The organism is Shewanella sp. Isolate11, from assembly GCF_022398315.1.
In the GTDB taxonomy this organism is placed as follows: domain Bacteria; phylum Pseudomonadota; class Gammaproteobacteria; order Enterobacterales; family Shewanellaceae; genus Shewanella.
Window position 1 is genome coordinate 1 of record NZ_JAKEVF010000005.1, and the last position, 25,295, is coordinate 25,295.

Below are 25,295 nucleotides of genomic sequence, written 5' to 3' on the forward strand. Positions count from 1 at the left end.
CATTACTCACCCGTCCGCCGCTCGTCATCTTCAAAAGCAAGCTTTTGAAATGTTACCGCTCGACTTGCATGTGTTAGGCCTGCCGCCAGCGTTCAATCTGAGCCATGATCAAACTCTTCAATTAAAGTTTTTGTGTTCCAAACCCCGTTAAGAGTTTAGAACGGCTCAATGAATTCTACTGTTTCTCATTCACTGCGTTCATAAAGAAGCAGTAAACTCGATACTTACACTCTTGTAAAACATGAGCGTAAGACATATTGCTATGAACACTCTTCACTATTGCTAGTGACAAATTGCATTGAGAAATAAATCGTTTTCGATTAACTCAATACCTGTGAGTGTCCACACAGATTACTTGATAAATTGTTAAAGAGCGTTAGCGCATCTCGTCGTTCCGAGTGGCTAGGGCTGCGTATTCTACNTTCACTATTGCTAGTGACAAATTGCATTGAGAAATAAATCGTTTTCGATTAACTCAATACCTGTGAGTGTCCACACAGATTACTTGATAAATTGTTAAAGAGCGTTAGCGCATCTCGTCGTTCCGAGTGGCTAGGGCTGCGTATTCTACGCATTCCCGTGGTCGCGTCAAGCAGTTTTTGCAAACTTTTTGATGCGGCACTTTTCAGTGCAAAATCGGTTCGTTTTCTTATTCAGTAAACTACCTAGATTATGACTCAGCTCGCTGTGCTTTGCCGTGTCAGTGGATGCGCATTATAGGCAGATCTTTTAATGGTGCAAGCGCTTTTTCAACAAAATTACGTCTTTTTTCAAGCTTTTCAGATAGCCACATCATACACACCATTTACCCCCAAACTTATCCACAAACTGGCTAAGATTGGTTATTTTCCAGGCTAAAAATCAATTACTGCTGAAACTCGTAATTAACTATAGATAAGTGCTTATACCAAGTTAAGTGTTGCTAAATGCAACTTATTCAACAGGTCTTTAAGTCTCTCTCGAAAAAAACCATTAAAAAAGCCATTCCGAAGAATGGCTTTTTATAAACAATGACAGTTGGCTGTATTAGGTCAGCTTACCGTGACACTGCTTGTACTTACGGCCAGAACCACAAGGACATGGATCGTTACGGCCAACCTTTTCACCTTCGCGTACCACGGGTTGAGTCGCCGCTAACGCTTGTGCCTCTTCCGCTCCGACTAACGCCTCAGCTTCTGCATGTTGATAATCACGGCGAATTTTAGCTTCTTCTTCGCGACGACGCTGCTCCATCTCTTCAACATCTGACTGAGCTTGAACCTGAACTTTAGAAAGCACACTAATAACATCATGCTTTAAGGTTTCAAGCATCTGCTGGAACAACTCAAATGACTCGCGCTTATATTCTTGCTTTGGATTCTTCTGCGCGTAACCACGTAAGTGAATACCTTGACGAAGATGATCCATTGCAGCCAAATGCTCTTTCCACAAGCCGTCTAAGGTTTGTAGCATAACCGCCTTTTCAAATTGACGTAGCACTTGCGCGCCAACCATCTCTTCTTTGGCTTGATAAGACTTAACCCAAGTATCAACGATACGCTCGCGTAAGGTTTCTTCATGTAGGTCATCTTCTTTATCTAGCCATTCTTGAATTGGCATCTTTAACGCGTACTCTTGCTCAAGGCGAGTTTCTAGGCCTGCAACGTCCCACAGTTCTTCAACCGATTGTGGTGGAATATATTGATCGATAAGTCCGTTAACCACATCTTCTTGAATATTCACAATGGTGTCTTGAATGCTTTCAGCATCCATTAATTCGTTACGCTGTGCATAAACTACCTGACGCTGGTCGTTTGCCACATCATCGAATTCCAATAACTGCTTACGAATATCAAAGTTACGTGCTTCAACTTTACGTTGTGCATTTTCGATGGCGCGAGACACCCAAGGATGCTCAATCGCTTCGCCTTTTTCCATACCTAGCTTCTTCATCATGCCTGAGACACGATCGGAAGCGAAGATACGCATTAGGCTGTCTTCCATTGATAGATAGAAACGTGAAGAACCTGCATCACCTTGACGGCCAGAACGACCACGTAACTGGTTATCGATACGACGTGATTCATGACGCTCGGTACCGAGAATGTGTAGACCACCGGCAGCAACCACTTCGTCATGACGTACTTGCCAATCGGCTTTAATCTTCGCTTTTTGCTCGGCAGTTGGATTAGAGAGTGCTTCAATCTCCATATTCCAGTTACCACCCAACACGATATCGGTACCACGACCTGCCATGTTAGTTGCAATAGTGACTGCGCCAGTGCGACCCGCTTGAGCTACGATATCAGCTTCACGCTCATGGAATTTAGCGTTAAGTACTTCATGTGGAATTTTGGCTTTCTTTAGTAAGCTATGTAAAAGCTCTGATTGCTCAATAGATACCGTACCCACCAATACTGGCTGACCACGTTCACGACAATCGATGATGTCTTTAATGATGGCTTCGTATTTTTCTTCGGCACTCAAATAAACTAAATCGGCATTATCTTTACGCACCATAGGACGGTTAGTTGGAATAACCACCGTATCTAAACCATAGATGTGCTGGAATTCGAATGCTTCAGTATCCGCAGTACCTGTCATACCCGCCAACTTGTCATACTGGCGGAAGAAGTTCTGGAACGTAATAGAAGCTAAGGTTTGGTTTTCATTTTGAATATGAACACCTTCTTTAGCTTCCACCGCCTGATGAAGACCTTCAGACCAACGACGACCTGGCATAGTACGACCAGTATGTTCATCAACAATAATCACTTCATTATCTTGAACGATATAGTCAACATCTTTTTCAAACAGGGTATGGGCGCGCAATGCCGCATTAACATGATGCAGTAATGAAATATTGGCCGCAGAATAAAGTGAGTCGCCTTCGGCCAACATGCCGCGCTCAGTCAAAAGTTGTTCAACTTTCTCTTGTCCACGCTCGGTCATGTGTACTTGTTTAGATTTCTCATCAACCGAATAATCACCATCACCGATCTCTTCCTCAGTATCCTCTTTTTCTTGACGGATAAGGTTCGGGATCAAGGTATTGATCTTGATATACAGTTCAGAGCTATCTTCCGCCGCACCAGAAATAATTAAAGGCGTACGCGCTTCATCGATCAGAATCGAGTCAACTTCATCGATAAGGGCATAGTGGAGTGGACGCTGTACACGTTCGGCAGGTGAAAACGCCATGTTGTCGCGAAGATAATCGAAACCAAATTCGTTATTGGTTCCGTAAGTAATATCTGAGTCGTAAGCCATTTTCTTCTCAGCTTGACCCAAGCCGGCAACGTTGATGCCAACGGTCATACCAAGAAATTCAAAGAGGGGACGGTTATTTTCGGCATCACGACCGGCAAGGTAATCGTTCACTGTGATCACGTGAACCCCTTTACCGGTTAATCCATTAAGGTAAGCAGGCAAGGTTGCAGTTAAGGTTTTACCTTCACCGGTACGCATCTCAGCAATACGGTTGCTATCGAGCACCATACCACCGAGTAGCTGCACATCGAAGTGGCGCATTTCGAATACACGCTTAGAGGCTTCACGAACAACAGCAAAAGCTTCAGGCAACACATCATCGAGAGTTTCACCAGACTCTAAACGAGCACGGAACTCAGCCGTTTTGGCTTTAAGTTCGTCGTCAGAAAGCTTTTCGAAATCCCCTTCAAGAGCGTTAATTTTAGTGACAATCTTACCGAGTGATTTAAGGGTGCGATCGTTACGACTACCAAATATTTTTGTCAGTAATTTACCAAACATCTGAACCACTTTTTATGTTATTGGCGACTCTAAAACGAGTTGAGAAGCCTTATTTATAATTTAACCTGCCTTGCGGTAGACATATTTTTTTGGATCTATCTGCTGTCCACCACGCAACACTTCATAATGCACATGAGGACCGGTTGAACGACCAGTACTCCCCATTTTGGCAATACTCTGGCCTTTTGCGACCACATCACCTACAGCTACTGACAAAGACTTATTGTGGCCATAACGAGTATGTAAACCGTTACCGTGATCGATTTCGATTAACTCGCCATATCCAAACATACTGCCAGCCCATGTTACGACACCGCCCGCGGTAGCAACAACATCGGCTCCCTCTTTACCGGCGAAATCGATGCCTTTATGCATCGTTCGTCGACCGTTAAAGGGATCATTTCGTAAACCGTAGTGGGATGATAACCAACCTTTCTGGATGGGACGCCCCGATATATAACGCTCATCATCTATATGGAGATTAGATGTCACCGTTTCAAGTAGTGAAAGCTGAACATTATTATTATCTATTCGTGACACTAGCTTATCCATATCCTGAATAAGCTGATCGAGTTCGATGTTGCTACCCAATTCACTCAGGCCGCCGACACCGACTTCAGAAGAGAAATCGAATTGATCTTCGAGTTTATAATCTTTTGCAACTTGCTGACCAAGCGCTTCTAGACGCGATACTTTAGCTTGCATACGCGCAACATGAGTTACCAACATCGCTAATTGCGATTCGGTAGCCCCTTTTAGCTCAATAAGTTGATCTTTTTGCTGTTGACGTGCCAAGCGCTCGTTATCAACGCTCGCTTGTTGTTGTTCGAATTGTTGTGCATTGTGTTGATATAGCCCTGTACCTGCTGCAATCAGCAACATAGGCAATAATAACCAACGCTTTCCCGGTTGCCAGCGCGTAGCGCCATTCCGACCCTGAATAAAAACTGTTACACTCATAGCCTCATTAAGCCATTTTATTATGTTATGAAAAAGCCCCCGCAAGACCTAAGTCAACTACTGCATCAGCAAGGCCAATTGCCTACTATCGCTGAAAAAGCAGAGCTGTTACTTCACTTAGATCACTATGTAAAACAAGTGATAACAGGTCCTGTCACGGAGCAACTTAAAGTTGCTAATTTTCGAGGCGGTGTTCTGGTTATAGAAACCACCACAGCTGCATGGGCTGCCAGAATAAACTTTCAAAAGCCCAAACTTTTACAACAGCTACAAGCCGAAACGCTACCCATGCTGTCCGCTATCGAAGTTAAAGTCAACCCAGGCTTGAATCTAACTGCACCAAAATCACGCCAAGCTCACAATCACATTAGCGAAACAGCGGCTTCACATATTCAAGCATTGGCGGAACATACAGAAGGTTCACTAGGGCAAAAACTAAAACGGCTGGCTGCTTTAGCCAGCCGTTCAAGGCAATCTTAACTAGGAGTTAAGCGAAGGTAGCACCTGTTGGTACTGCGAAGCTTACTGGCGCTTCTTCCTCTTTCTCATAACTCACTAATTCCCAAGCATCTTGCTCAGCTAATAAGGCACGCACTAACTGATTGTTCAGTGCATGACCTGTCTTAAAGGCACGGAACTCGCCAACAATGGCATGACCTGCAACATACAGGTCTCCAAATGCATCGAGTATTTTGTGCTTAACAAACTCATCCTCATAACGCAGACCATCGGGGTTGAGGACGCGATATTCATCAAGCACAACTGCGTTTTCCATGCTGCCGCCTAATGCAAGGTTATTGGCACGTAGATATTCAATGTCACGCATAAAACCAAAGGTTCTAGCGCGGCTAATATCACGGACAAAGGCTGACGATGAAAAATCCATCACCATGTGCTGTTGGCTTCTGGCAATTTCAGGGTGGTTAAAATCGATTGCAAAATCGACTTTAAATCCTTTAAACGGAATGAGTTCCGCCCATTTATCACCATCTTCAACACGCACTGGGCGCTTGATTCTTAAATATTTTTTAGCCGCCTGTTGCTCTTGGATTCCTACTGATTGCAATAGGAAAACCCACGGACTGGCACTGCCATCCATGATCGGAATTTCAGGAGCGTCGACCTCGATAGTCGCATTGTCGATCCCTAAACCCGCTAACGCTGCAAACAGATGTTCAATTGTTGAAATACGAACACCATCGTCATTGACAAGCGCCGTACACATGGTTGTCTCACGTACTTGATCCGCCTTTGCTGCAATAGCAACATTTGGGGTTAAGTCGGTACGAACCAATACGATCCCTGTATTTACTGGCGCGGGTTTGATCGTCAAAGTCACCTTATTGCCGGAATGCAATCCAACACCGGTGGTCTTAACCATTTCTTTAACAGTTCTTTGAAAAATCATTTATTTACCCGTTATAAATCAACAAATAACTCTAAATTTGAGCACAACAAAGCTGCGCACAAAGGCGCGGCTGGTCGGATATGCTAGCATATCTTTACCAATTCACCAAAATTAACCAAGTCAACACCTCGATTAAACCGTGAATCGCACAGACAGAAAGCTGTTCCTACCGCACCGATTAATCCGCTTGCTTACGCAAGAATGCCGGAATATCTAAATATTCAAGATCACTTTTTGGTGGTGCTACCGCTTCAACTGGTTGCGCCGCACGCACCGCATTGCCATTACCCATTGCCTGAGATAAGGTCTCTTCAGCAGGGATATCCAGTTTAACTTCTTGTGGTGCTGGAGCTGGCGCTGGCTTAGATACTAACTGTATATCTGGTTTCTTCTCAGCGCCAATACCCGTTGCAACCACTGTCACACGCAGTTCATCGCTCATCTCTGGGTCAATCACAGCACCGACAACCACAGTCGCGTTGTCAGAAGCGTAAGCTTTAACGTGGTTACCCACAGTTTCAAACTCTTCGATGCTCATATCCATACCCGCGGTAATGTTAACTAACACACCACGCGCGCCTGCAAGATCGATATCTTCAAGCAATGGACTGGCAACCGCCGCTTCGGCAGCTTCTTCGGCACGATCTTCACCACTAGCAATACCGGTTCCCATCATGGCATTACCCATTTCCGACATTACGGTTTTCACATCGGCGAAATCGACGTTGATTAAACCAGGGCGAGTGATCAGTTCGGCAATACCTTGCACCGCACCAAGCAATACGTTATTCGCTGCAGCAAATGCGTCTAGCAGTGAAGTACCGCGACCCAATACTTTAAGCAACTTCTCGTTAGGAATAGTAATCAATGAATCCACATGCTTAGCTAGCATGTCGATGCCTTGATCTGCGTATGCCATACGCTTCTTACCTTCGAATGGGAATGGCTTAGTCACCACTGCCACGGTAAGAATACCCTCTTCGCGAGCAATTTCAGCCACGACAGGCGCAGCGCCCGTACCTGTACCACCACCCATACCGGCAGCGATAAAGATCATGTCGGAACCTTTAATTGCGTTGCGAATATTTTCTCTATCTTCTTCTGCCGCTAAACGGCCAATTTCAGGGTTTGCCCCAGCACCTAGGCCTTTAGTGACATCACGACCCAGTTGGATCGTGGTACCCGCCGCCGACTTACGTAGCGCCTGAGCATCTGTATTTGTGGCAACAAACTCAACACCTTCGATGTTGTGTTTCACCATATGTTCGACAGCGTTACCACCGCCTCCACCGACACCGATGACCTTAATCACCGCCTCATCTGAATGACTATCCATGATCTCAAACATGGCATTTTCTCCATTTAGTCTGCGTTATTAGTTAAAACTCGCCTTTAAACCAACTTTGGACCCGATTCCAAAGACTGGTCACCCCTTGACGCTCAGGACGTTCAAACTGACGTTCAATCACCCTTCTCGCGCCGTAATGTAACAACCCAACACCCGTGGAGTAGATGGGTTGGTTTACATATTCAAATAATCCTTTAACCGGTAGTGGCTCTGCCACACGCACTGGCATGCCAAAAGTCGCTTCCGCGACATCCACCGCACCTTCGATAGAAGCGGTTCCACCGGTTAATACGATACCTGCGGCCACTTGATCATCTAGGCCACAGTCTTTTAGCTCTTTACGTACCAACTCAAACAGCTCTTGGTAACGTGGCTCAACCACTTCTGCCAAGGTGTGACGAGACATGGTACGCGATGGACGTCCACCGACCGATGGCACTTCTATGCTGTCTTCACGACTGACCATCGAACTTCTAGCGCTGGCATATTGCACTTTAATTTGCTCAGCATGAGACAGTGGCGTACGGAAAATCTTGGCAATATCGCTAGTCACCTGATTACCCGCAACTGGCACTACGGCACAGTGACGCAAAGCTCCATTGGTATAAACGGTAATATCTGTTGTACCACCACCCATATCGACCAAACATACACCCAAGTCTTTCTCATCATCGGTCAGCACCGAATCCGCTGAAGCGATTGCCGAGAACACCAAGTCATCGACTTTTAAGCCGCAGCGCTCAACACTCTTGGTAATATTTTTGGCCATATCATTGGCGCAGGTGACAATATGCACCTTAGCTTCCATACGCATACCGGACATACCAATCGGGCTCTTAATGCCGTCTTGTACATCGATGGCATATTCCTGTGGTAGCACATGCAAAATTCGACGCTCGGTTGGGATTTTTACCGAACGAGCGGTATGGATAACATTGTCGACATCTTCTTGGGTCACTTCTTCATCGTTAATCGACACCATGCCATTTTCGTTCTGGCACTGAATATGTTTACCCGAAATCCCTAAATACACCGATGCCACTTGGCAATCGGCCATCAACTCCGCCTGATCTAACGCACGCTGTACGCTGCGCACAATCGAGTCGAGATCGTTAACGCCGCCTTTGTCCATACCGCGCGATGGGTGACTACCTAAGCCGACCACACTGATCTCGCCATCAGGCAGCACTTCACCAATGATCACAGCAACTTTAGATGTTCCTATGTCTAATCCAACGATCAGATTTCTATCTTGATTCTTGGTCATTAATTAACGGCTCTCTTCATGTGCTTCACCCCAGCCTACGGCCAATCCGGTATCGTAGCGCAAATCTACTCTGGCCACGGGTTTGTTCTGTTGCATCAAGGTGGGATACACATTGATGAAACGCTGCACCCGCGCCATCTTATCTTCTCGTCCTAATTTCAACGCTATGCCGTTGGCTAAAATGGCCAACCAAGCATGTCTAGGACTCAACTCTAAATGAGTTAACTTGAACTCATTTATGGCTAACAACTCACTGATCTGACGGTAGTTAGTTAACACTGACACCGCTTGATCGTCTGGGCCAACTAAGTAAGGAAGCTCTGGGATCCCTTCTTTCATTGGCGCCTTAAATACTTGCCCTTGAGCATTAAGCCAATCGGTTTCATTCCAATGGGCGACGACATCTTGCTCGACCAAAAACACTTTTAATTTTGCTGGCCATTCACGTCTTACCGAAGCGTGAAAAACCCAAGGTAAATCTTCTAACGCTTGCTGCACCTGATTCACGTCGGCCGAAAAAAAACTGCGCTTCATCAAATCTTGCAAGGCGATTCTTATCTCTTCATCGCTGGTATAACGACGTTCACCTTTAATAACAACCGCATCAATAGGCAAAGCATCAGCATCATTTAATACCTGATGCAACTTCCATCCACCCATGCATAAACCACAGAGCACAAGGAATAGAAAAATCAGTCCTAAACACAGATACCAATCGACCTGAGTAAGGCTTGTTTTCCAACGATGGCCAACATCACTCCAGGACACCAGTTATCGCCCTAAACCATTATTGTTAGTACAAAAAACAACCAAGTCATTATCCATGCACTGCTGTAAATAACCGGCCATTATAACTACCTCTACCATAGCGTCAAAAGCTTCCTCACCGAGTCGCTATTGTGTGTAAAAAACCGGCACTTTTATGCCTGCTCTAGTTGCAATTTTGTATCAGCAAGCTGGCGACTAATTGCACCGATATTGCCAGCACCTTGGGTTAATAACAGGTCGCCGTCTTGCAGTACGCTCGGTAGCAAAGTCTGTAACTGCTCAGGCTCAGCAACGAAAATAGGGTCAAGCTGTCCTCGTAGTCTTATTGAACGACATAGCGCACGACTATCCGCCCCCGGTACTGGCGCTTCACCAGCAGCATAAACATCTAGCAGTAACAGGCAATCGACCTGTGATAACACCTCAACAAAATCTTCATAGAGATCGCGAGTACGACTATAACGATGTGGCTGATAAATCATGACTAAACGTTTCTCAGGCCAACCCGAACGCGCCGCTTTAATCGTCGCGGCCACTTCACTTGGGTGATGACCATAGTCATCCACCAACATCACATTACCCGCATCGATATTGAATTCACCCAGCTGCTGGAAACGACGCCCAATCCCCTGGAACTCGGCTAACGCTTTAACGATGGCGCTATCTTCAATCTCATCTTCTGTTGCTACAGCTATGGCTGCCAAGGCATTAAGCACGTTATGTTGGCCCGGCAAATTTACCGTCAGTTCTAAATCATCCATACCATGACGACGCACGGTGAAACGACTGCTATAACCTTGCTGCACAAAATTCAACGCCTGCACATCGGCATCATCGCTGAAACCGTAGGTCACCACCTTACGAGAGATACGTGGGATTAACTCACGTACCACTGGATCGTCGATACAAGCCACTGCCACACCATAAAATGGCAAGTTGTGCAGGAAATCGATAAAGGTAGATTTTAATTTCTCAAAATCGCCTTCATAGGTATCCATATGATCGGCTTCGATATTGGTCACCACACTGACCATAGGTTGCAGATGCAAGAAGCTCGCATCACTCTCGTCAGCCTCGGCAATCAAATAGCGGCTCTTACCTAAACGAGCATTAGTGCCAGCGCTGTTAAGCAAACCACCGATCACGAAGGTAGGATCTCGCTCGGCTTGACCATAAACACTGGCAATCAAACTTGTAGTCGTGGTTTTACCATGAGTTCCTGCAACGGCAACCCCATGACGGTAACGCATCAGTTCGGCCAACATCTCGGCGCGACGTACAATCGGAATACGCAATTCTTTTGCGGCAATGATCTCAGGATTACTTACATCGATAGCGGTCGATACCACCACAACATCTGCACCTTGAATTTGCTCGGCTTTGTGGCCAATAAACACTTTTGCACCCAAGGCAGTTAAGCGAGTAGTTACCGCATTTTGCGCGATATCCGAGCCACTTAAACGATAACCTTCATTTACTAGCACTTCTGCAATACCGCCCATACCAGCACCGCCTATGCCGATAAAATGGATCTGCTTTACCCGACGCATCTCAGGGATGATCGTTCTTAGCTGGGCATATTTACTTTCGGCGTTACTCATTTGAATCCTTATTTGCCAGCGCGATACACACCTCGGCGACTCTGTCGGTTGCATCTAATACTGCAACACTCTTGGCCTGTTGCCCCATGGCTAACAAGGCTTGACGGTCCGAGGCGAGCATCTCTAATTTGCTGCTTAATTTATGACTGTCTAATACGGCTTGCGGTAATAAGAAGGCCCCGCCAGCCTCAACTAATACTTTGGCGTTTTTGGTTTGATGGTCATCAACCGCAAATGGATATGGAACCAATAAACTTGGCAAACCCACTGCCGCTACTTCCGATACCGTTAAAGCACCTGCACGGCAAAGTACCACGTCGGCCCAACGATAGGCCGCTTCCATGTCATCTATAAATTCAGCCACCTTGACGCTGCCTGAATGGCCTAACTGTTGGTATTCATTTTCAACTTTTGCCAAGTTGCCTTTGCCCACTTGATGCCAAACGGTGATCGAGTGATGCTGGCTTACTTCAGCAGTCACCGCAGGCATTAAATCGTTAAACACTTTCGCGCCTAAACTGCCGCCGACCACTAACACTCGCAGTGCATCACCTTCCGTTGGCTCTACTTGCTGTTGCCCTAAAGCAATCAGTTCGCCACGTATTGGGTTACCGACCACTTCTGCGTCCTGCTCGAAGGTATTGTTAAAAGCACATAAGACGCGAGTCGCGATACGGGCTAACAATTTATTGGTCATGCCAGGGATCGCATTTTGCTCATGCAGCACCAAAGGAATACCACTCAAACGCGCCGCAACACCACCCGGACCACTTGCAAAACCGCCCATGCCTAACACCACGTCAGGTTTAAACTCTTGGATCACCTTGCGTGCTTGTATAATCGAACGCAGAATCTTAAAAGGCGCCGCTAATTTGCGAATAAGTCCATTACCACGCACCCCTTTGATATCGAGAAAGTCGATATCAAATCCATGCTGCGGCACGAGGCGGGCTTCCATACGTTCCGCGGTACCTAACCAGCGAACCTGCCATCCTTGTTTGGCTAAATGCTTAGCCACAGCTAACGCCGGGAATACATGTCCTCCCGTGCCGCCCGCCATGATCATAATGCGTTTATCCAAGCCCATTATTTCCCCTTACCTTGCACCGCCTGTATCAGGCCTAAGCGTCTTTCGTGATCGATTCTTATCAATATCATGGCTGCGGCTGTCATCACCCAAAGGCTCGAGCCGCCATAACTAATAAATGGCAAAGTCAATCCTTTAGTGGGCAGCATGCCAATGCTGGCCCCGACATTCACCACGGTTTGGAAGCAGATCCAAATGCCAATGGAATAAGCCAAATATCCTTCAAATGCGCTATCTCGCAACAAACATAAATTGCCCAGTTTTATTGCTCTCAATGCCACAAATAACAACACAGATAAGACTACGATAATGCCGACAAAACCGAGTTCTTCACCGATCACTGCAAAGATAAAATCCGTATGGGCCTCCGGCAGATATTCTAATTTTTGAATACTGTTGCCCAGTCCCTGTCCCAGCCAATCGCCACGGCCATAAGCCATTAACGACTGGGTTAGCTGATAACCACTACCGAATGGGTCTTGCCAAGGATCGAGGAAAGAGGTCACTCTTCGCATCCGGTATGGCTCAACCAAAACTAAGCCGACAAACGCTGCGGCTCCCGTCAAAATCAGCGCGAAGAAATCCAACAATCGCGCACCGGCCAAAAACAGCAAACCCACAGTGCCGACGAACAATACCACCACGGTGCCTAAATCTGGCTGCAGCAAGATCAACACGGCATACACAGCAAACACGGCAATTGGCTTATAAAAACCTTTAGCATTTTCACGCACCTCTTGGTGTCGTCTCACCAAGTAACCCGCCATATAAATTGCAAAAGCGAACTTAGCTAATTCGGCAACCTGAATTCGAATCGGTCCCACCGATAACCAACGAGTTGCACCGTTAACAGTGGTTCCTATGATCGGCACCAAGATCAACATGATCCCCACAACCAAAAGCAATATAGGGCTCAATTGCTGCCAACGATACATCTCAACCTGTAACACCACAGCCGCAATAATCACGCAGCCCACCACGTAAGCAATATGACGCACCACAAAATGAAACGGGTTACCTGTCAAGGTGTTAGCTTCAGACATCGAAGCCGACATCACCATAATAAAACCAAAACTTATCAGCGAAATTACCGCAAACAGCAAGGTTCTATCATAAAGCTGCATCCCAGGCGCTTCGCGTTGACTAAACAGATCCGGAAGCGACCAACCAATGGCTCCGCCGAATAAGTTCAGTTGACGCTCGTCACTACGCATGACGCACCTCAGCATCCAATGCCGCCACTTGCGCACGGAAATCGTCACCGCGAGCCATAAAATTACTGTACATATCTAAGCTGGCGCAGGCGGGCGACAATAAAACAAGATCGCCCTCATGGGCGAGCGCTACCGCTTGCTGAACAGCCTCAGCCATGGTTCTGACTTTAATCGCACCGTCAAACTGCTGAGCAATTTGATCGCCATCTTTGCCTAAAGTAATTAAATGACTTATGCCTTGAAATGCCTCAGTCAGCTGTGAAAAGTCGGCACCTTTGCCTTCACCGCCAGCGATTAAAATGACCTCTCCGGAATAATCCGCCAAACCATTTAATGCCGCTAGAGTGGCACCTATATTGGTGGCTTTAGAGTCATTAACGAAACTCACACCGTTGCGTTTAGCCACTAACTCACAACGATGCGCTAACCCGGTAAAGTTTTGGGCAACCTGCACCATTGCTGCTTTATCGACTCCCGCACTATCTGCTAACGCCATCGACACCAACAAGTTGGCATAATTGTGGCTGCCCACTAGAGCAATCTCTTTAATGGCGACATATTCGGTACTGCCATGCACCAAAATACCGTGATTAATGCCCCACTCGTCACCCTCGGGCTTTGATAAACCAAAGCTGGTGTAATTCATGGGATCATTCGGTGCCGTCAGCGGGTCGTCACGGTTTATCACCGCTAGATTGGTTTGCTGATAAAGCGTTAGCTTAGCCTGACGATACGCTTCTAAATCGGCGTATCTGTCCATATGATCTTCACTGATATTCAGACATGTGGCGCTGATACAATTAAGGCTATGAGTGGTTTCAAGCTGGAAACTGGATAACTCCAGCACATAAAGCTCGTAGTCTTTATCTAACAAGTCCAATACTGGCACACCAATATTGCCACCTAACGCGTAATTTATGCCCGCCTTGGCCGCCATTTCGCCCACTAACGTCGTCACAGTGGATTTACCGTTAGAGCCTGTTATGCCGATGACACAAGGTGCTCTATCGGCTATGGCACGAGCAAATAACTCCACATCACCTACGACATCGATCCCCATATCAATAGCTGCACGAATTTCCGGCGTATCGATTGGAATACCAGGGCTAACCACTATTTGGCTGGCTTGGACTAAATAACGACAATCGAAGCCACCACAGAGCAGTTCGACTTCGGGAAAATCACGGTTAAGTTCGTCACGCCCCGGAGGTTGAAGACGACTGTCCATAACTAACGGCTTAATACCTTGCTTTGTTAAATAACGCACAACTGAGAGCCCTGTGGCTCCCAGTCCTAATACTAAGTGCGTATAACAATTAGCCATCGCGTTTTACCTTAGCTTCAAGGTTGCTAATCCTAGCAACACCAAGAACAGAGAAATAATCCAGAAACGCACAATCACTCGTGGCTCTGGCCAACCTTTCAACTCATAATGATGATGAATCGGTGCCATCCTGAAGATGCGTTGGCCGCGAAGCTTATATGAGCCGACCTGCAAAATTACCGATAGGGTTTCCATTACAAATACGCCACCCATAATCACCAATAAGATTTCCTGACGTACGAGCACGGCAATAGTGCCAAGCGCAGCTCCGAGAGACAGCGAACCTACATCGCCCATAAAAACTTGCGCAGGATAAGTGTTAAACCATAAGAAACCTAGGCCAGCACCCACAATGGCGGTGCAAACAATCACTAACTCTCCAGCGCCCGGCAGATAAGGAATGTGTAGGTAATTGGCAAACTGAACGTGACCCGACAGATAGGCGATTAAGGCAAAGGCACCAGCCACCATCACTGTCGGCATAATCGCTAGTCCATCAAGACCATCAGTGAGGTTAACCGCATTACTGGCACCCACAATGGTGAAATAGGCCAACACAATAAATATCATCCCCAGTTGTGGCATCACATCTTTAAAGAAAGGCACAACCAGCTGAGTTTCACCGATATCTTGCGACGAAGCATAGAGATAAAATGCGATAGCTAACGCCGCCAAGGACTGCAATATATACTTCCAGCGGGCGATCAAGCCTTTGGTATCTTTACGTACAACTTTACGATAATCATCGATAAAGCCAATCATGCCAAAAGCACCAATCACAAACAGCATCACCCACACGTAGCGGCTACTTAAATCACCCCATAGCAATACGCTAATAAAAATACCGGCGAGGATCAGCAAACCGCCCATAGTCGGTGTACCACGTTTGCTGAAATGAGATTCTGGGCCGTCATTGCGCACCACTTGACCTATCTGCAACAGCTGCAGACGCTCGATCATCTTAGGTCCCCACCACAAGCTAAATAGCAAGGCAGTTAATAAGCCGAGAATGGCCCTAAAGGTTACGTAAGAAAATACGTTAAACCCTGAATAAAATTGGGTTAAATACTCAGCTAGATAAACCAGCATTAAAACAACTCCTTGTGCTCAAAAGCAGTGACTAAGGCCTCAACTACACGCTCCATTTTGGCGCTGCGAGAACCTTTAACTAATACAGTCACATTACCCGTTAACTGATTAATATAATTAATTAAACCAAAGACCAACTCATCAAAATCATTATAATGTTGGCCTGAAAATGCCTCGCTACTATGGCGGCTCAATTGTCCCAGCGTAAACAGTTCATCGATCTGCTGCGACTTGGCTTTTTCACCTAGTTGCTGATGCAAAAGGGACGCATTGTCACCCAATTCGCCCAAATCGCCCAGCACTAAACAGCGATTTCCTTCAATTTCTTGAAGCCAGTCGATTGCCGCACCAACCGAAGCAGGATTCGCGTTATAACTGTCATCAATTAATAAGATGCGTCCTAGCTGAGTCGGCAACATGCGCCCTTTCACAGGCTGAAGCAATTTAATGCCATTAACGATTTCATTAAGGCTCAAACCTAGGGCCAAACAGATTGATGTCGCAGCTAAGGCATTACTGACTTGATGACGTCCAGAAAGCGGCAATATCACTTCATAACTCTGTCCTTGATAGTGCAGATTAAACTGATAGCGCCCTACCACATCTGAGCGTAAATCGCTGGCGGTGACATCGGCTTGTTTACCTTCGGCCGAAAAGCTTAACTGCTGATGTTGCTTAGCGGCACTTTGCATCACGCTGGTAAAGTCATCGTCACAATTGATCACCGCAATACCATCGTCAGCCAGATGATTAAAAATTTCCGATTTAGCCTGAGCAACGCCCGCTAACGATCCAAAGCCTTCAAGGTGCGCCGAAGCAACGTTATTAACCATGGCCACATCGGGCTTAACCAGTGCCGAGGTATAATCAATTTCGCCAATATGATTGGCACCCAGCTCAAACACTCCAAACTGATGTTGTGGCTCTAAACGTAACAGGGTTAACGGCACGCCAATTTCATTATTAAAATTGCCTGCCGTATAAAGCACTTGATGCGCCTGAGACAAGATTGTAGCCACCATCTCTTTAACGCTGGTTTTTCCATTAGAGCCAGTCAGTGCCACAGATTTAGGCGCAATAACTTGTTTAAGATAAGCCCCAATCTGTCCCATTGCTTTGTGACTGTTACTCACCACGATTTGCGCTGTGTTAAGTGGCAGCTCACGCTCCACTAATAAAGCGCAGGCGCCGTTGTCGAGTGCGGTTTGACAAAAGTCATGGCCATCGAATCGCTCACCTTTTAAGGCAACAAACAAGGTATCGCTATCGACTTTGCGGCTATCGCTAGAAACCTTGCTAACGCTGAGATCTGCGCCAACCAACTTGGCATCGAGCAGCTCGGCTAGCCTTGCCAGATTCAAAGGGATCATGACGACCTCCCTGAAATTTCAAACGCTAAGGCTCGCTCATCATAATCGAGTCGCTGTCCAGCAACCTCTTGATAAGTTTCATGTCCCTTGCCCGCCAGTAGAATTAAATCGCCAGCTTGAGCAATACTGACCAAGTGTTCGATAGCCGCTTTACGGTCCACTTGTGTTAATGCTGCCTGTGGATTTTGCAGCCCTTTGACCACGTCATCAATAATGCTTTGAGGGTCTTCACTACGGGTATTATCACTGGTGATCATCACGCCATCGGCATAAGCTTCAGCGGCCTCAGCCATCAGTGGACGCTTGCCTTTATCGCGATCGCCACCACAGCCAAACAGACACCACAACTTGCCATCACAATGACCGCGCAAAGCTTTTAAAGACTGCTCGATTGCATCTGGAGTGTGGGCATAATCGACCACTAAGGTCGCGCCATTTTGCAGACTAAAACGCTCCATTCGTCCGGCAACAGGTTTTAAATTAGCAACGTGTGCCAAAAGCTCAGCCATGGGATAACCACAGAGATACAAAGCCCCTAACGCCGCCACTACATTGGATAAATTAAATGTGCCCAACAAAGGTGAATCGAACTCTGCTTCACCCTCTGGCCAAACTAGGGTGGCGCTCACACCATTGGCATGTTGATTGACATTTTTGCAATAGATGGCGGCATCGCTGTCACCTAAAATGCTATAGCCAACCAAAGCTTGGTAACCATTGTCCTGCCACCATTGGCGACCGGTAGGATCATCGATATTAATCAAGCCACTTGAGAGAGAACTAAAGCGGAACAAGCGCTGTTTCGCCGCGCCATAGGCATCCATGGAGCCATGATAATCAAGATGATCTCGGCTTAAATTGGTAAATACCGCTACATCGAAAGGCACAGCATCGACACGGGCTTGGACCAATCCGTGACTCGACACTTCCATGGCGCATACTTTGACATCTCGCTGGTCGAACTCATACAACTGGCGCATCACGGTAATAGGGTCGGCAGTGGTATTGCCGCTATCGGCCAACTCGCCCCACAAGCCATTACCTAAAGTGCCCATCACTGCGCTTTTCACTGTGATGCTATGGCAAAGCTGTGCGATAAGCTGCGTCACAGAGGTTTTACCATTAGTGCCGGTCACGCCAATTAACTTGGTACGATTCATTCCTAATGGATAAAACTGAGAGGCCAGTGCCGACAATTGACGCGAGAGCTGAAAAAACTGGATCTGCAATCCTGCATCTTGACTTACTTTGCCATGGGCTTCAGGCTCGTCGGTATGCACTATCGCGGCGATGGCGCCGTTAGCAAATGCGGCATCAATAAATTTTCTACCATCGACTTGATGACCAGGCACAGCAACAAATACGCCGCCCTGAGTGATAGCGCGGCTATCTAAGGTCAAATGAGTCAAAGACTCAGCGCCCGAATAATGGAACCAAGGGGCAAGCAGATCGCGTAATAGCATTATTCGCCCCTCCTGACATTACCGGCTAACTGAACCTTTTCTCGCTCACTAATAGGCTCAACATTAAGCATCTGTAATGCACCAGACATCACCTTAGCGAATACCGGAGCCGCCACATCACCACCATAGTAGCGATCACCCTTTGGCTCATTGATCACCACGACCATGGCTAATTTGGGATTATTCACTGGCGCGACACCAGCAAACAGCGCCACATAATCTTCGCCATAACCACCGGCGACCGCCTTACGTGCGGTACCGGTTTTACCGGCTACTGGATAACCGTCGATATGGGCTTTCTTGGCTGTACCACCTGGCTCGGTCACGCCAAGTAACATCTGCATCACGCTTTGGGCCACATGAGGTGAGATCACTTGTTCACCTTCGGGAGCTTGTTTCAATTTCATGATTGACGAAGGATAAAGCATCCCGCCACTGCCTAACATGGCGTACATACGGGCGATCTGCAGCGGGGTGACCGTTAAGGCGTAGCCAAATGAAAGAGTGGCACGCTCAAAATCTGACCAACGACGACGGTCTTGAATAAGTCCGGCGCTTTCACCCGGTAAATTAATCCCCGAATAGTTACCTAACCCCATCGCCTGGTAATAACCCAGTAACTCTTGTACCGGCATCGACAGCGCAATTTGTGTCATGCCGACGTTACTGGAATGCACCAAGACTTGTCCTAAGCTCATATCGCCATAATTGCGGCCATCTCGAACGATTTTGCCACCGATGCGCACTCGACCTGGACTGGTCTTAAAAATTTGATTTTCGTCTATGGTTCCCGCTTCCAAAGCCGCAGCCACAACCAGAGGTTTAATGGTCGATCCCGGCTCATAAGCATCGGTCAACGCACGGTTTCGCATGCGATAACTCTGCAAATTTTCACGGGAATTCGGGTTATAAGATGGCGTGTTAGCCATGGCTAATACTTCGCCGGTGTGAACATCTAGTACCACAATAGAGGCCGAAGTCGCCTGATTAATCTCGGTTGCGCGTTTGATTTCACGATAAGCTAACTGTTGAATACGTTGATCGATACTCAATACTAAATCATTAGAGCTTTCGCCAGTCTGAACCGTATCGAGACGCTCAACCACATGACCATCACGAGACTTGCGCACCTTCTGTTTAGTAGGCGTTCCCGTCAGCCAGTTGTTGTAAGTATTTTCAATCCCTTCGATACCAATATCATCGATATTAGTTAACCCCACCAGCTGAGCAGCAATTTCGCCAGTAGGATAATAACGACGTGACTCCGACTTAAGATAAACCCCAGGCAGCTTTAACTGTTTAATATATTCGGCAACAGCAGGAGTGACTTGACGCTTGAGATAGGTAAAACGCTTCTTTGGATTAGACTGTACCCGCGCCAAAATATCGGCTTTGGGCTCGTGCAACACATCGGCCAATGCTTGCCAGCGGCGCATGTCGCTAAAACCGTCTTTATCGTGCACCACTTTCGGATCGGCATAAACCGCCTTTACAGGCACACTCACCGCTAACATCTCACCATTACGATCGGTGATCAGGCCACGATGGACTTCACGACTTGTAGTACGCAGGGTGCGCATATCACTTTCGTGACGCAACTTCTCAGGTTCGATGATCTGAATATACGCTGCGCGTCCAACTAAACTGGTAAACAGCACACACACAAACGCAACCACGACGTATAAACGCCAGTGGATTAGCTGTGGTTTCTGCTTACGCTTAGCTTGCTTACTCACGGTATTCTTACCACCACTTCTTGATTAGGCAGCGGCCTGCCCATGTTTAAGTCTTTAGTTGCAATACGGGTCACTCGACTGTGTTCCGATTGCGATTGCTCTTCCAGTAACAAATTTCGCCATTCAATATCGAGACGATCACGCTGTTGTAATAATTGATCCCACTGGGATGTGTACTGACGACTCGAATAACTGGTGTAAACCACCAAAGCCGCATTGCCTAATACCACCACTGCCAGCAATAACACCCACTTGTGATGCCACAAATCAGCGATAACAATACGGGTTAGGTTTAATTGTGATTTACTCATTCGCCTCCCCCTTTTAGCTTGATCTGCCCATGACAAAATTAATAAGCTAATCTCTCAGCCACGCGTAATACTGAGCTTCTGGCTCTGGCATTACGATCAATCTCTTGCGCCGACGGCTTAGTCGCCTTACCAACGGCTTTCAATAAACGAGTCTTATTTAGCTCAGCTTCGGTGATCGGCAATCCATGAGGCACCGACTCTCCTTGGCTATGGCGACGAATAAAACGTTTCACCATACGGTCTTCAAGCGAATGGAAACTGATCACCGATAAGCGCCCTTCGGGGGCCAACACGGTTACCGCACCTTCAAGCGCCTGATCGATCTGCTCTAATTCACTGTTGATATAGATGCGAATAGCCTGAAACACCCGTGTCGCCGGATGCTTATTGCGCTCTTTACTCTTACTCACTCGCGCAATCAAATCGGCCAACTCTTTGGTGCGTAAAAAAGGCGTTTTCTCACGATCGGCAGCAATACAACGCGCGATATGACGTGCATTTTTCTCTTCGCCATAGGTTTTAAACACCCAGGCCATATCTTCAATTTCAGCACGTGCAATCCACTGCGCCGCCGTTTCGCCTTGGGAGTTGTCCATACGCATGTCCAATGGACCATCACGTAAGAAACTAAACCCGCGCTCGGCATCATCAAGTTGCGGTGACGACACGCCAAAATCGAATAGGATGCCATCAATTTTGCCGCGAAGCCCGAGCTCATCGACATACTGGGCTAACTGACCAAAGCCACCGTGAACGATAGAGAAACGTTTATCATCACTAAATTGCTCGGCAGCAGCGATAGCTTGGGGATCACGATCAATAGCGACTAATCTGCCATTTTCACCCAAATGTTTGAGCACCTCTCTTGAATGCCCACCACGCCCAAATGTGCCATCGATATAGATGCCATCAGGCTTGATATTGAGCCCTGCAACGGTTTCCGTTAACAGTACTGATAAGTGTGCAAATTCTTGAGTCATCGCTCTCTTCTATTTTTAAGTAGCTCTCTTCGTTACAAAGAGAAGTCAGCCAAACGTTCACTTTCAGCGAAAGCTTCGCTCTGAATCGTTTCATGGCTAAGCTCGATCTGACGCTGCCACTCAGCCTCATCCCAAAGCTCAAATTTATTTAATTGGCCAACTAACATGGCATGTTTGTCTAAGTTGGCGTATTGGCGTAATGGCGGTGGTAATAACAAACGGCCATTAGCATCGAGTTCACATTCGTGGGCATAACCGAGTAACATACGCTTCATGGCGCGTTCAGGCCCTTGGGTATCGGACAGCAATGCCAACTTGGCTTCAATTTTGGTCCAAGCTTCTAATGGATAAATCAACAAACATTTGGATTGGAAATCGACAGTGATCACTATCTGACTGTTAAATTCGACGTGCAGGGTCTCGCGGTATCGCTTAGGAATAGCGATCCGACCTTTGGTATCAAGATTGATAGCACTTGCACCCCGAAACACGTTAGCCCGTCCTTGTTTGTATTAAAAGATCCACAAATATCCACAATTTCCCACAAAGGCTAAGTTTAGAGATAGTATGCAAGTATTGTCAAGGAATGAAACTATTTATAAATCCAGTATTCAAGCGGGTTAGCAGCATGTTTATAAATTTTATCTCACATTGTTATCCTGTAGACAAAATGTGGAGTTCTGTGACTAATACGTTGAAAAAACAAACAGAAAGAGCGCGGCAAATCGACTCAAATGATCCAAAAGTGGATCTCTCGCCCAATAAATACCGGTTATAGCAACTCAAATTAGCTTGAACTATCTGACGTAAAACTCGATGGAGGGGACAGTGTTAACCCGCTGTCTCTATGGAGATTATCAAGTTGCTACCTCAGTAGCTCACTGCCACACAAAGCAATAACATGTAAAATAATTCATCTACGCCAAATCTGTAATTGAGTGGTTGATTTACAATCAATCATGCCAATTGATCACCTCCTTTCAGCACTAGCGAATCGCAGAACTCAATATGCTTTCTAGCCTTATAAGTCCCCTTATTGCATTTAAATACAAAAAATGATTAAAATTCGAACAGCCCTAGCCGATATAACAATATATACAGCGTTGTTTCATATTTAAGGGAAGAAGATGATCAGCCTAGACAGTTTATATGCCATGCTGGCACGTCCAGTCACTAAGGTAGAAAAACGAAAACGAATTGTGGAGCAGACCACAGAGATCGATCCGCTTGCAGCAGATAATCACGACACTGTGCAATCTCAACTACCGCCGCATTTAGAGCGCCGTCGTCGCCCCGATCGTCGCGCCCAGCCTCGTAATGAACAAGAAGGCGATCGTCGAGGCAAAGCCCAACGAGAACAAGCTAAGCTAGAACAACAATCAACATCAGAACATCCACATATCGATATTGAGATTTAGCTTTACTGCGCTTGGTTAATCACTTGAGATACCGCACGCTTCCAGCCTTGGTATAACTTATCACGCTCTTGTGCAGTGATAGTGGGAGTAAAACTACGCTCAATACCAGCCTTATGCTGTAGCTCATCAGTCGATTGCCAAAAGCCCACAGCGAGTCCAGACAAGAAGGCAGCCCCCATTGCAGTGGTCTCTGTTATCCCAGGTCGTAGCACCTGCACATTAGTAATATCGGCTTGAAACTGCATCAAGAAGTCGTTACCCACTGCGCCGCCATCGACCTTTATCTGCTTTAACACAACACCACTGTCTTTAATCATGGCATCAAGCAGATCTTTACTTTGATAAGCAATCGCCTCTAATGCAGCGCGAATAATGTGATTACGATTAGCGCCGCGAGACAATCCCACTAGCGCTCCTCGTGCATTGGCATCCCAATAGGGCGCCCCTAAGCCAACAAAGGCGGGCACTAAATAAACCCCATTGGTATCGGCAACCTTGAGGGCAAAGTATTCGGTATCTTGAGCATCACGGATCAACCCCAACTCGTCTCGCAGCCATTGGATGGTTGCACCGCCCATAAATACAGAGCCTTCCAGCGCATAATTCACCTCGCCCTGAGCACCAATCGCGATGGTAGTCAGCAAACCATGATTTGACTGCACCGCCTGCCGTCCAGTATTCATCAATAGGAAACAGCCTGTGCCATAAGTATTTTTAGCCATCCCTTCATCGACACACAATTGGCCAAATAGCGCCGCTTGCTGATCGCCTGCCATTCCCGCCACGGGAATTTCGCCGCCCTCACCTGCGATACGGGTTTTGCCATAAACGGCACAGGAAGGCTTAACTTCGGGCAACATGGTTTTGGGAATACCCAGCTCTTTCAGCAGAAAGTCATCCCATTCCTGACGATGAATATTGAATAACATGGTACGTGAGGCATTGGTGGGATCGGTGACATGAACCTGGCCTTCAGTGAGCTTCCACACCAGCCATGTATCTATGGTGCCAAACAGTAACTCGCCAGCTTCGGCTTGTTGTTTCGCTCCAGGGACATTATCTAAAATCCAGCGGATCTTAGTAGCTGAAAAATAGGGGTCGAGCACTAAGCCGGTATTTTGCTTAACATACTGTTCAAGTCCACGTTGCTTAAGCTGTTCACATAAAGGTTGACTGCGGCGACATTGCCACACAATGGCGTTATAAATCGGCTTGCCCGTGTGTTTATTCCACACCACTGTGGTTTCGCGTTGGTTGGTAATGCCAATACCAGCCACTTCATCGCTGTGAATACCGGCTCTGGCCAACGACTCAATTAATGTAGAGCTTTGAGAAGACCAGATCTCCATTGGATCATGCTCGACCCAACCCGCCTTAGGGTAGATTTGGCTAAACTCTCGCTGAGAAAGCGCAACTATGTTGGCATCATGATCGAAGATAATACTCCGAGAACTCGTGGTGCCTTGATCTAATGCGATCACATATTGATTTTTCACATGCGTGTTAGCCACATATCCCCCAACAGGTCATGAATTTTCAACGGTTTACTCTGCAAGCTCGCCTAATCAATTGTCATTAGTCGGCATGTCTGCTTCGGTCTCGGCGGCCTCTATGGTCGCTTCATCGCAGGTATGGGCTGGAAGATACCAAAACTCAGCAATCTTGCCGTTTTCCACTCTGAAGTTACCGATACTGCACTGACTTAACTGCTCGCCATCGGTGCTCCACTCGACTCGCTCAACGGTACTGACATAGTGGGCCGAGGTGATCAGCTCAACAATAGTTGCCTTAGGATTATTCAGGGTTTCAAAATAGTCGCTCATCGCCGCCCCAAACTGTTCCTTACTGGAGGTTTCAACTTCGACTTTAGTTCCGGTTATGTGCATCCAGCGCACATCATCGGCCACATATTGCACCATAGTTTCTACACTATGTTGGTTATAGGCATCGATAAATTGTTTAACCAGGGTTGATGAAGCGGTATCGGCATGAGCCGAAAGCGAAAATAAAGCAATTCCAGTCGCGACGATTAAGGGTTTCATAATGACCTCTTATTTAAATGTTCACCCAACAGCAAACGGCTAAGATGCCAGAACATCTGCAGTCAATAGGCTTAAAAAGACAAAGCTAAAAATTCGTTGAGAATTAGACGAATATAATCCGATGAAGTTCAGATATCCAATAAATAATATCGCAATAAA

General features: G+C 46.7%; 21 protein-coding genes and 1 rRNA gene. 2 read left to right on the forward strand and 20 right to left on the reverse strand.

Translation table 11 applies throughout. The features are described from left to right. From L1D21_RS12530 to L1D21_RS12540, 3 genes are all read right to left on the reverse strand, one after another. Positions 1-124 (reverse strand): 16S ribosomal RNA (locus L1D21_RS12530); the annotation flags it as partial. 902 nt (positions 125-1,026) lie between these two features. Further along, entirely contained in the window at positions 1,027-3,750 is a 2,724-nt protein-coding gene (secA, locus tag L1D21_RS12535) for a preprotein translocase subunit SecA (protein ID WP_239845609.1), read from the reverse strand. A 60-nt stretch (positions 3,751-3,810) separates the two neighbouring features. After that, positions 3,811-4,710 (reverse strand): M23 family metallopeptidase, encoded by a 900-nt coding sequence (locus tag L1D21_RS12540; RefSeq protein ID WP_239845610.1) that lies wholly within the window; start codon positions 4,708-4,710, stop codon positions 3,811-3,813. A gap of 27 nt (positions 4,711-4,737) precedes the next feature. Between L1D21_RS12540 and L1D21_RS12545 the strand changes: the two genes are divergently transcribed. Then, on the forward strand, positions 4,738-5,190 hold the full coding sequence (locus L1D21_RS12545; protein WP_239845611.1) for a DciA family protein: 453 nt from the start codon (positions 4,738-4,740) through the stop codon (positions 5,188-5,190). Between the two features lie 7 nt (positions 5,191-5,197). Here the strand turns inward: L1D21_RS12545 and lpxC are convergent, their stop codons facing one another. From lpxC to mraZ, 15 genes are all read right to left on the reverse strand, one after another. Next, the gene (gene lpxC / locus L1D21_RS12550) at positions 5,198-6,118 is read right to left on the reverse strand and encodes a UDP-3-O-acyl-N-acetylglucosamine deacetylase (RefSeq protein ID WP_239845612.1); all 921 of its coding nucleotides are present in this window, start codon (positions 6,116-6,118) and stop codon (positions 5,198-5,200) included. A 178-nt stretch (positions 6,119-6,296) separates the two neighbouring features. Further along, entirely contained in the window at positions 6,297-7,466 is a 1,170-nt protein-coding gene (gene ftsZ / locus L1D21_RS12555; protein WP_239845613.1) for a cell division protein FtsZ, read from the reverse strand. Between the two features lie 31 nt (positions 7,467-7,497). Next, positions 7,498-8,733 (reverse strand): cell division protein FtsA, encoded by a 1,236-nt coding sequence (gene ftsA / locus L1D21_RS12560; protein ID WP_239845614.1) that lies wholly within the window; start codon positions 8,731-8,733, stop codon positions 7,498-7,500. A gap of 3 nt (positions 8,734-8,736) precedes the next feature. Then, positions 8,737-9,501, reverse strand: coding sequence for a cell division protein FtsQ/DivIB (locus L1D21_RS12565; RefSeq protein WP_239845615.1), 765 nt, complete (start codon positions 9,499-9,501; stop codon positions 8,737-8,739). Between the two features lie 152 nt (positions 9,502-9,653). Further along, positions 9,654-11,102 (reverse strand): UDP-N-acetylmuramate--L-alanine ligase, encoded by a 1,449-nt coding sequence (gene murC, locus L1D21_RS12570; protein WP_239845616.1) that lies wholly within the window; start codon positions 11,100-11,102, stop codon positions 9,654-9,656. Then, a complete protein-coding gene (gene murG, locus L1D21_RS12575; protein ID WP_239845617.1) occupies positions 11,095-12,189 on the reverse strand; it encodes an undecaprenyldiphospho-muramoylpentapeptide beta-N-acetylglucosaminyltransferase in 1,095 nt (364 codons plus the stop codon). Before murG ends, murC begins: the two co-directional genes overlap by 8 nt. Next, a complete protein-coding gene (ftsW, locus tag L1D21_RS12580; RefSeq protein WP_239845618.1) occupies positions 12,189-13,403 on the reverse strand; it encodes a cell division protein FtsW in 1,215 nt (404 codons plus the stop codon). Before ftsW ends, murG begins: the two co-directional genes overlap by 1 nt. Then, entirely contained in the window at positions 13,396-14,727 is a 1,332-nt protein-coding gene (gene murD, locus L1D21_RS12585; protein ID WP_239845619.1) for a UDP-N-acetylmuramoyl-L-alanine--D-glutamate ligase, read from the reverse strand. Before murD ends, ftsW begins: the two co-directional genes overlap by 8 nt. 6 nt (positions 14,728-14,733) lie before the next feature. Further along, entirely contained in the window at positions 14,734-15,816 is a 1,083-nt protein-coding gene (mraY, locus tag L1D21_RS12590; protein ID WP_239845620.1) for a phospho-N-acetylmuramoyl-pentapeptide-transferase, read from the reverse strand. Further along, positions 15,816-17,186, reverse strand: coding sequence for a UDP-N-acetylmuramoyl-tripeptide--D-alanyl-D-alanine ligase (murF, locus tag L1D21_RS12595; RefSeq protein ID WP_239845621.1), 1,371 nt, complete (start codon positions 17,184-17,186; stop codon positions 15,816-15,818). The genes mraY and murF overlap by 1 nt, the downstream gene beginning before the upstream one ends. Further along, a complete protein-coding gene (murE, locus tag L1D21_RS12600) occupies positions 17,183-18,652 on the reverse strand; it encodes a UDP-N-acetylmuramoyl-L-alanyl-D-glutamate--2,6-diaminopimelate ligase (RefSeq protein WP_239845835.1) in 1,470 nt (489 codons plus the stop codon). The genes murF and murE overlap by 4 nt, the downstream gene beginning before the upstream one ends. Further along, entirely contained in the window at positions 18,649-20,385 is a 1,737-nt protein-coding gene (locus tag L1D21_RS12605; RefSeq protein ID WP_239845622.1) for a penicillin-binding transpeptidase domain-containing protein, read from the reverse strand. Before L1D21_RS12605 ends, murE begins: the two co-directional genes overlap by 4 nt. Next, a complete protein-coding gene (gene ftsL, locus L1D21_RS12610; protein ID WP_239845623.1) occupies positions 20,382-20,696 on the reverse strand; it encodes a cell division protein FtsL in 315 nt (104 codons plus the stop codon). The genes L1D21_RS12605 and ftsL overlap by 4 nt, the downstream gene beginning before the upstream one ends. Before the next feature lie 38 nt (positions 20,697-20,734). After that, positions 20,735-21,676 carry a 16S rRNA (cytosine(1402)-N(4))-methyltransferase RsmH gene (rsmH, locus tag L1D21_RS12615; RefSeq protein ID WP_239845624.1) on the reverse strand — a complete coding sequence of 314 codons (942 nt, stop codon included), beginning with the start codon at positions 21,674-21,676 and terminating at the stop codon, positions 20,735-20,737. A gap of 32 nt (positions 21,677-21,708) precedes the next feature. Continuing rightward, positions 21,709-22,167 carry a division/cell wall cluster transcriptional repressor MraZ gene (gene mraZ / locus L1D21_RS12620; RefSeq protein ID WP_239845625.1) on the reverse strand — a complete coding sequence of 153 codons (459 nt, stop codon included), beginning with the start codon at positions 22,165-22,167 and terminating at the stop codon, positions 21,709-21,711. Between the two features lie 636 nt (positions 22,168-22,803). Between mraZ and L1D21_RS12625 the strand changes: the two genes are divergently transcribed. Beyond that, complete coding sequence (locus tag L1D21_RS12625; RefSeq protein ID WP_239845626.1) at positions 22,804-23,094, forward strand: hypothetical protein; 291 nt, start codon at positions 22,804-22,806, stop codon at positions 23,092-23,094. Between the two features lie 2 nt (positions 23,095-23,096). On the opposite strand, the gene glpK is transcribed toward L1D21_RS12625, so the two are convergent. Further along, the gene (gene glpK, locus L1D21_RS12630; RefSeq protein WP_239845836.1) at positions 23,097-24,590 is read right to left on the reverse strand and encodes a glycerol kinase GlpK; all 1,494 of its coding nucleotides are present in this window, start codon (positions 24,588-24,590) and stop codon (positions 23,097-23,099) included. A gap of 69 nt (positions 24,591-24,659) precedes the next feature. Then, positions 24,660-25,136 carry a nuclear transport factor 2 family protein gene (locus tag L1D21_RS12635; RefSeq protein WP_239845627.1) on the reverse strand — a complete coding sequence of 159 codons (477 nt, stop codon included), beginning with the start codon at positions 25,134-25,136 and terminating at the stop codon, positions 24,660-24,662. Between the last annotated feature and the right edge of the window lie 159 nt (positions 25,137-25,295).

Bases quoted from the DNA above. Each gene is read 5' to 3' on its own strand.
- murF (WP_239845621.1), bottom strand. From the start codon at position 17,186: ATGATCCCTTTGAATCTGGCAAGGCTAGCCGAGCTGCTCGATGCCAAG.
- secA (WP_239845609.1), bottom strand. From the start codon at position 3,750: ATGTTTGGTAAATTACTGACAAAAATATTTGGTAGTCGTAACGATCGC.
- L1D21_RS12625 (WP_239845626.1), top strand. From the start codon at position 22,804: ATGATCAGCCTAGACAGTTTATATGCCATGCTGGCACGTCCAGTCACT.
- murG (WP_239845617.1), bottom strand. From the start codon at position 12,189: ATGGGCTTGGATAAACGCATTATGATCATGGCGGGCGGCACGGGAGGA.
- ftsL (WP_239845623.1), bottom strand. From the start codon at position 20,696: ATGAGTAAATCACAATTAAACCTAACCCGTATTGTTATCGCTGATTTG.
- lpxC (WP_239845612.1), bottom strand. From the start codon at position 6,118: ATGATTTTTCAAAGAACTGTTAAAGAAATGGTTAAGACCACCGGTGTT.
- ftsA (WP_239845614.1), bottom strand. From the start codon at position 8,733: ATGACCAAGAATCAAGATAGAAATCTGATCGTTGGATTAGACATAGGA.
- ftsZ (WP_239845613.1), bottom strand. From the start codon at position 7,466: ATGTTTGAGATCATGGATAGTCATTCAGATGAGGCGGTGATTAAGGTC.
- L1D21_RS12540 (WP_239845610.1), bottom strand. From the start codon at position 4,710: ATGAGTGTAACAGTTTTTATTCAGGGTCGGAATGGCGCTACGCGCTGG.
- ftsW (WP_239845618.1), bottom strand. From the start codon at position 13,403: ATGCGTAGTGACGAGCGTCAACTGAACTTATTCGGCGGAGCCATTGGT.
- L1D21_RS12545 (WP_239845611.1), top strand. From the start codon at position 4,738: ATGAAAAAGCCCCCGCAAGACCTAAGTCAACTACTGCATCAGCAAGGC.
- mraY (WP_239845620.1), bottom strand. From the start codon at position 15,816: ATGCTGGTTTATCTAGCTGAGTATTTAACCCAATTTTATTCAGGGTTT.
- murD (WP_239845619.1), bottom strand. From the start codon at position 14,727: ATGGCTAATTGTTATACGCACTTAGTATTAGGACTGGGAGCCACAGGG.
- murC (WP_239845616.1), bottom strand. From the start codon at position 11,102: ATGAGTAACGCCGAAAGTAAATATGCCCAGCTAAGAACGATCATCCCT.
- L1D21_RS12635 (WP_239845627.1), bottom strand. From the start codon at position 25,136: ATGAAACCCTTAATCGTCGCGACTGGAATTGCTTTATTTTCGCTTTCG.
- rsmH (WP_239845624.1), bottom strand. From the start codon at position 21,676: ATGACTCAAGAATTTGCACACTTATCAGTACTGTTAACGGAAACCGTT.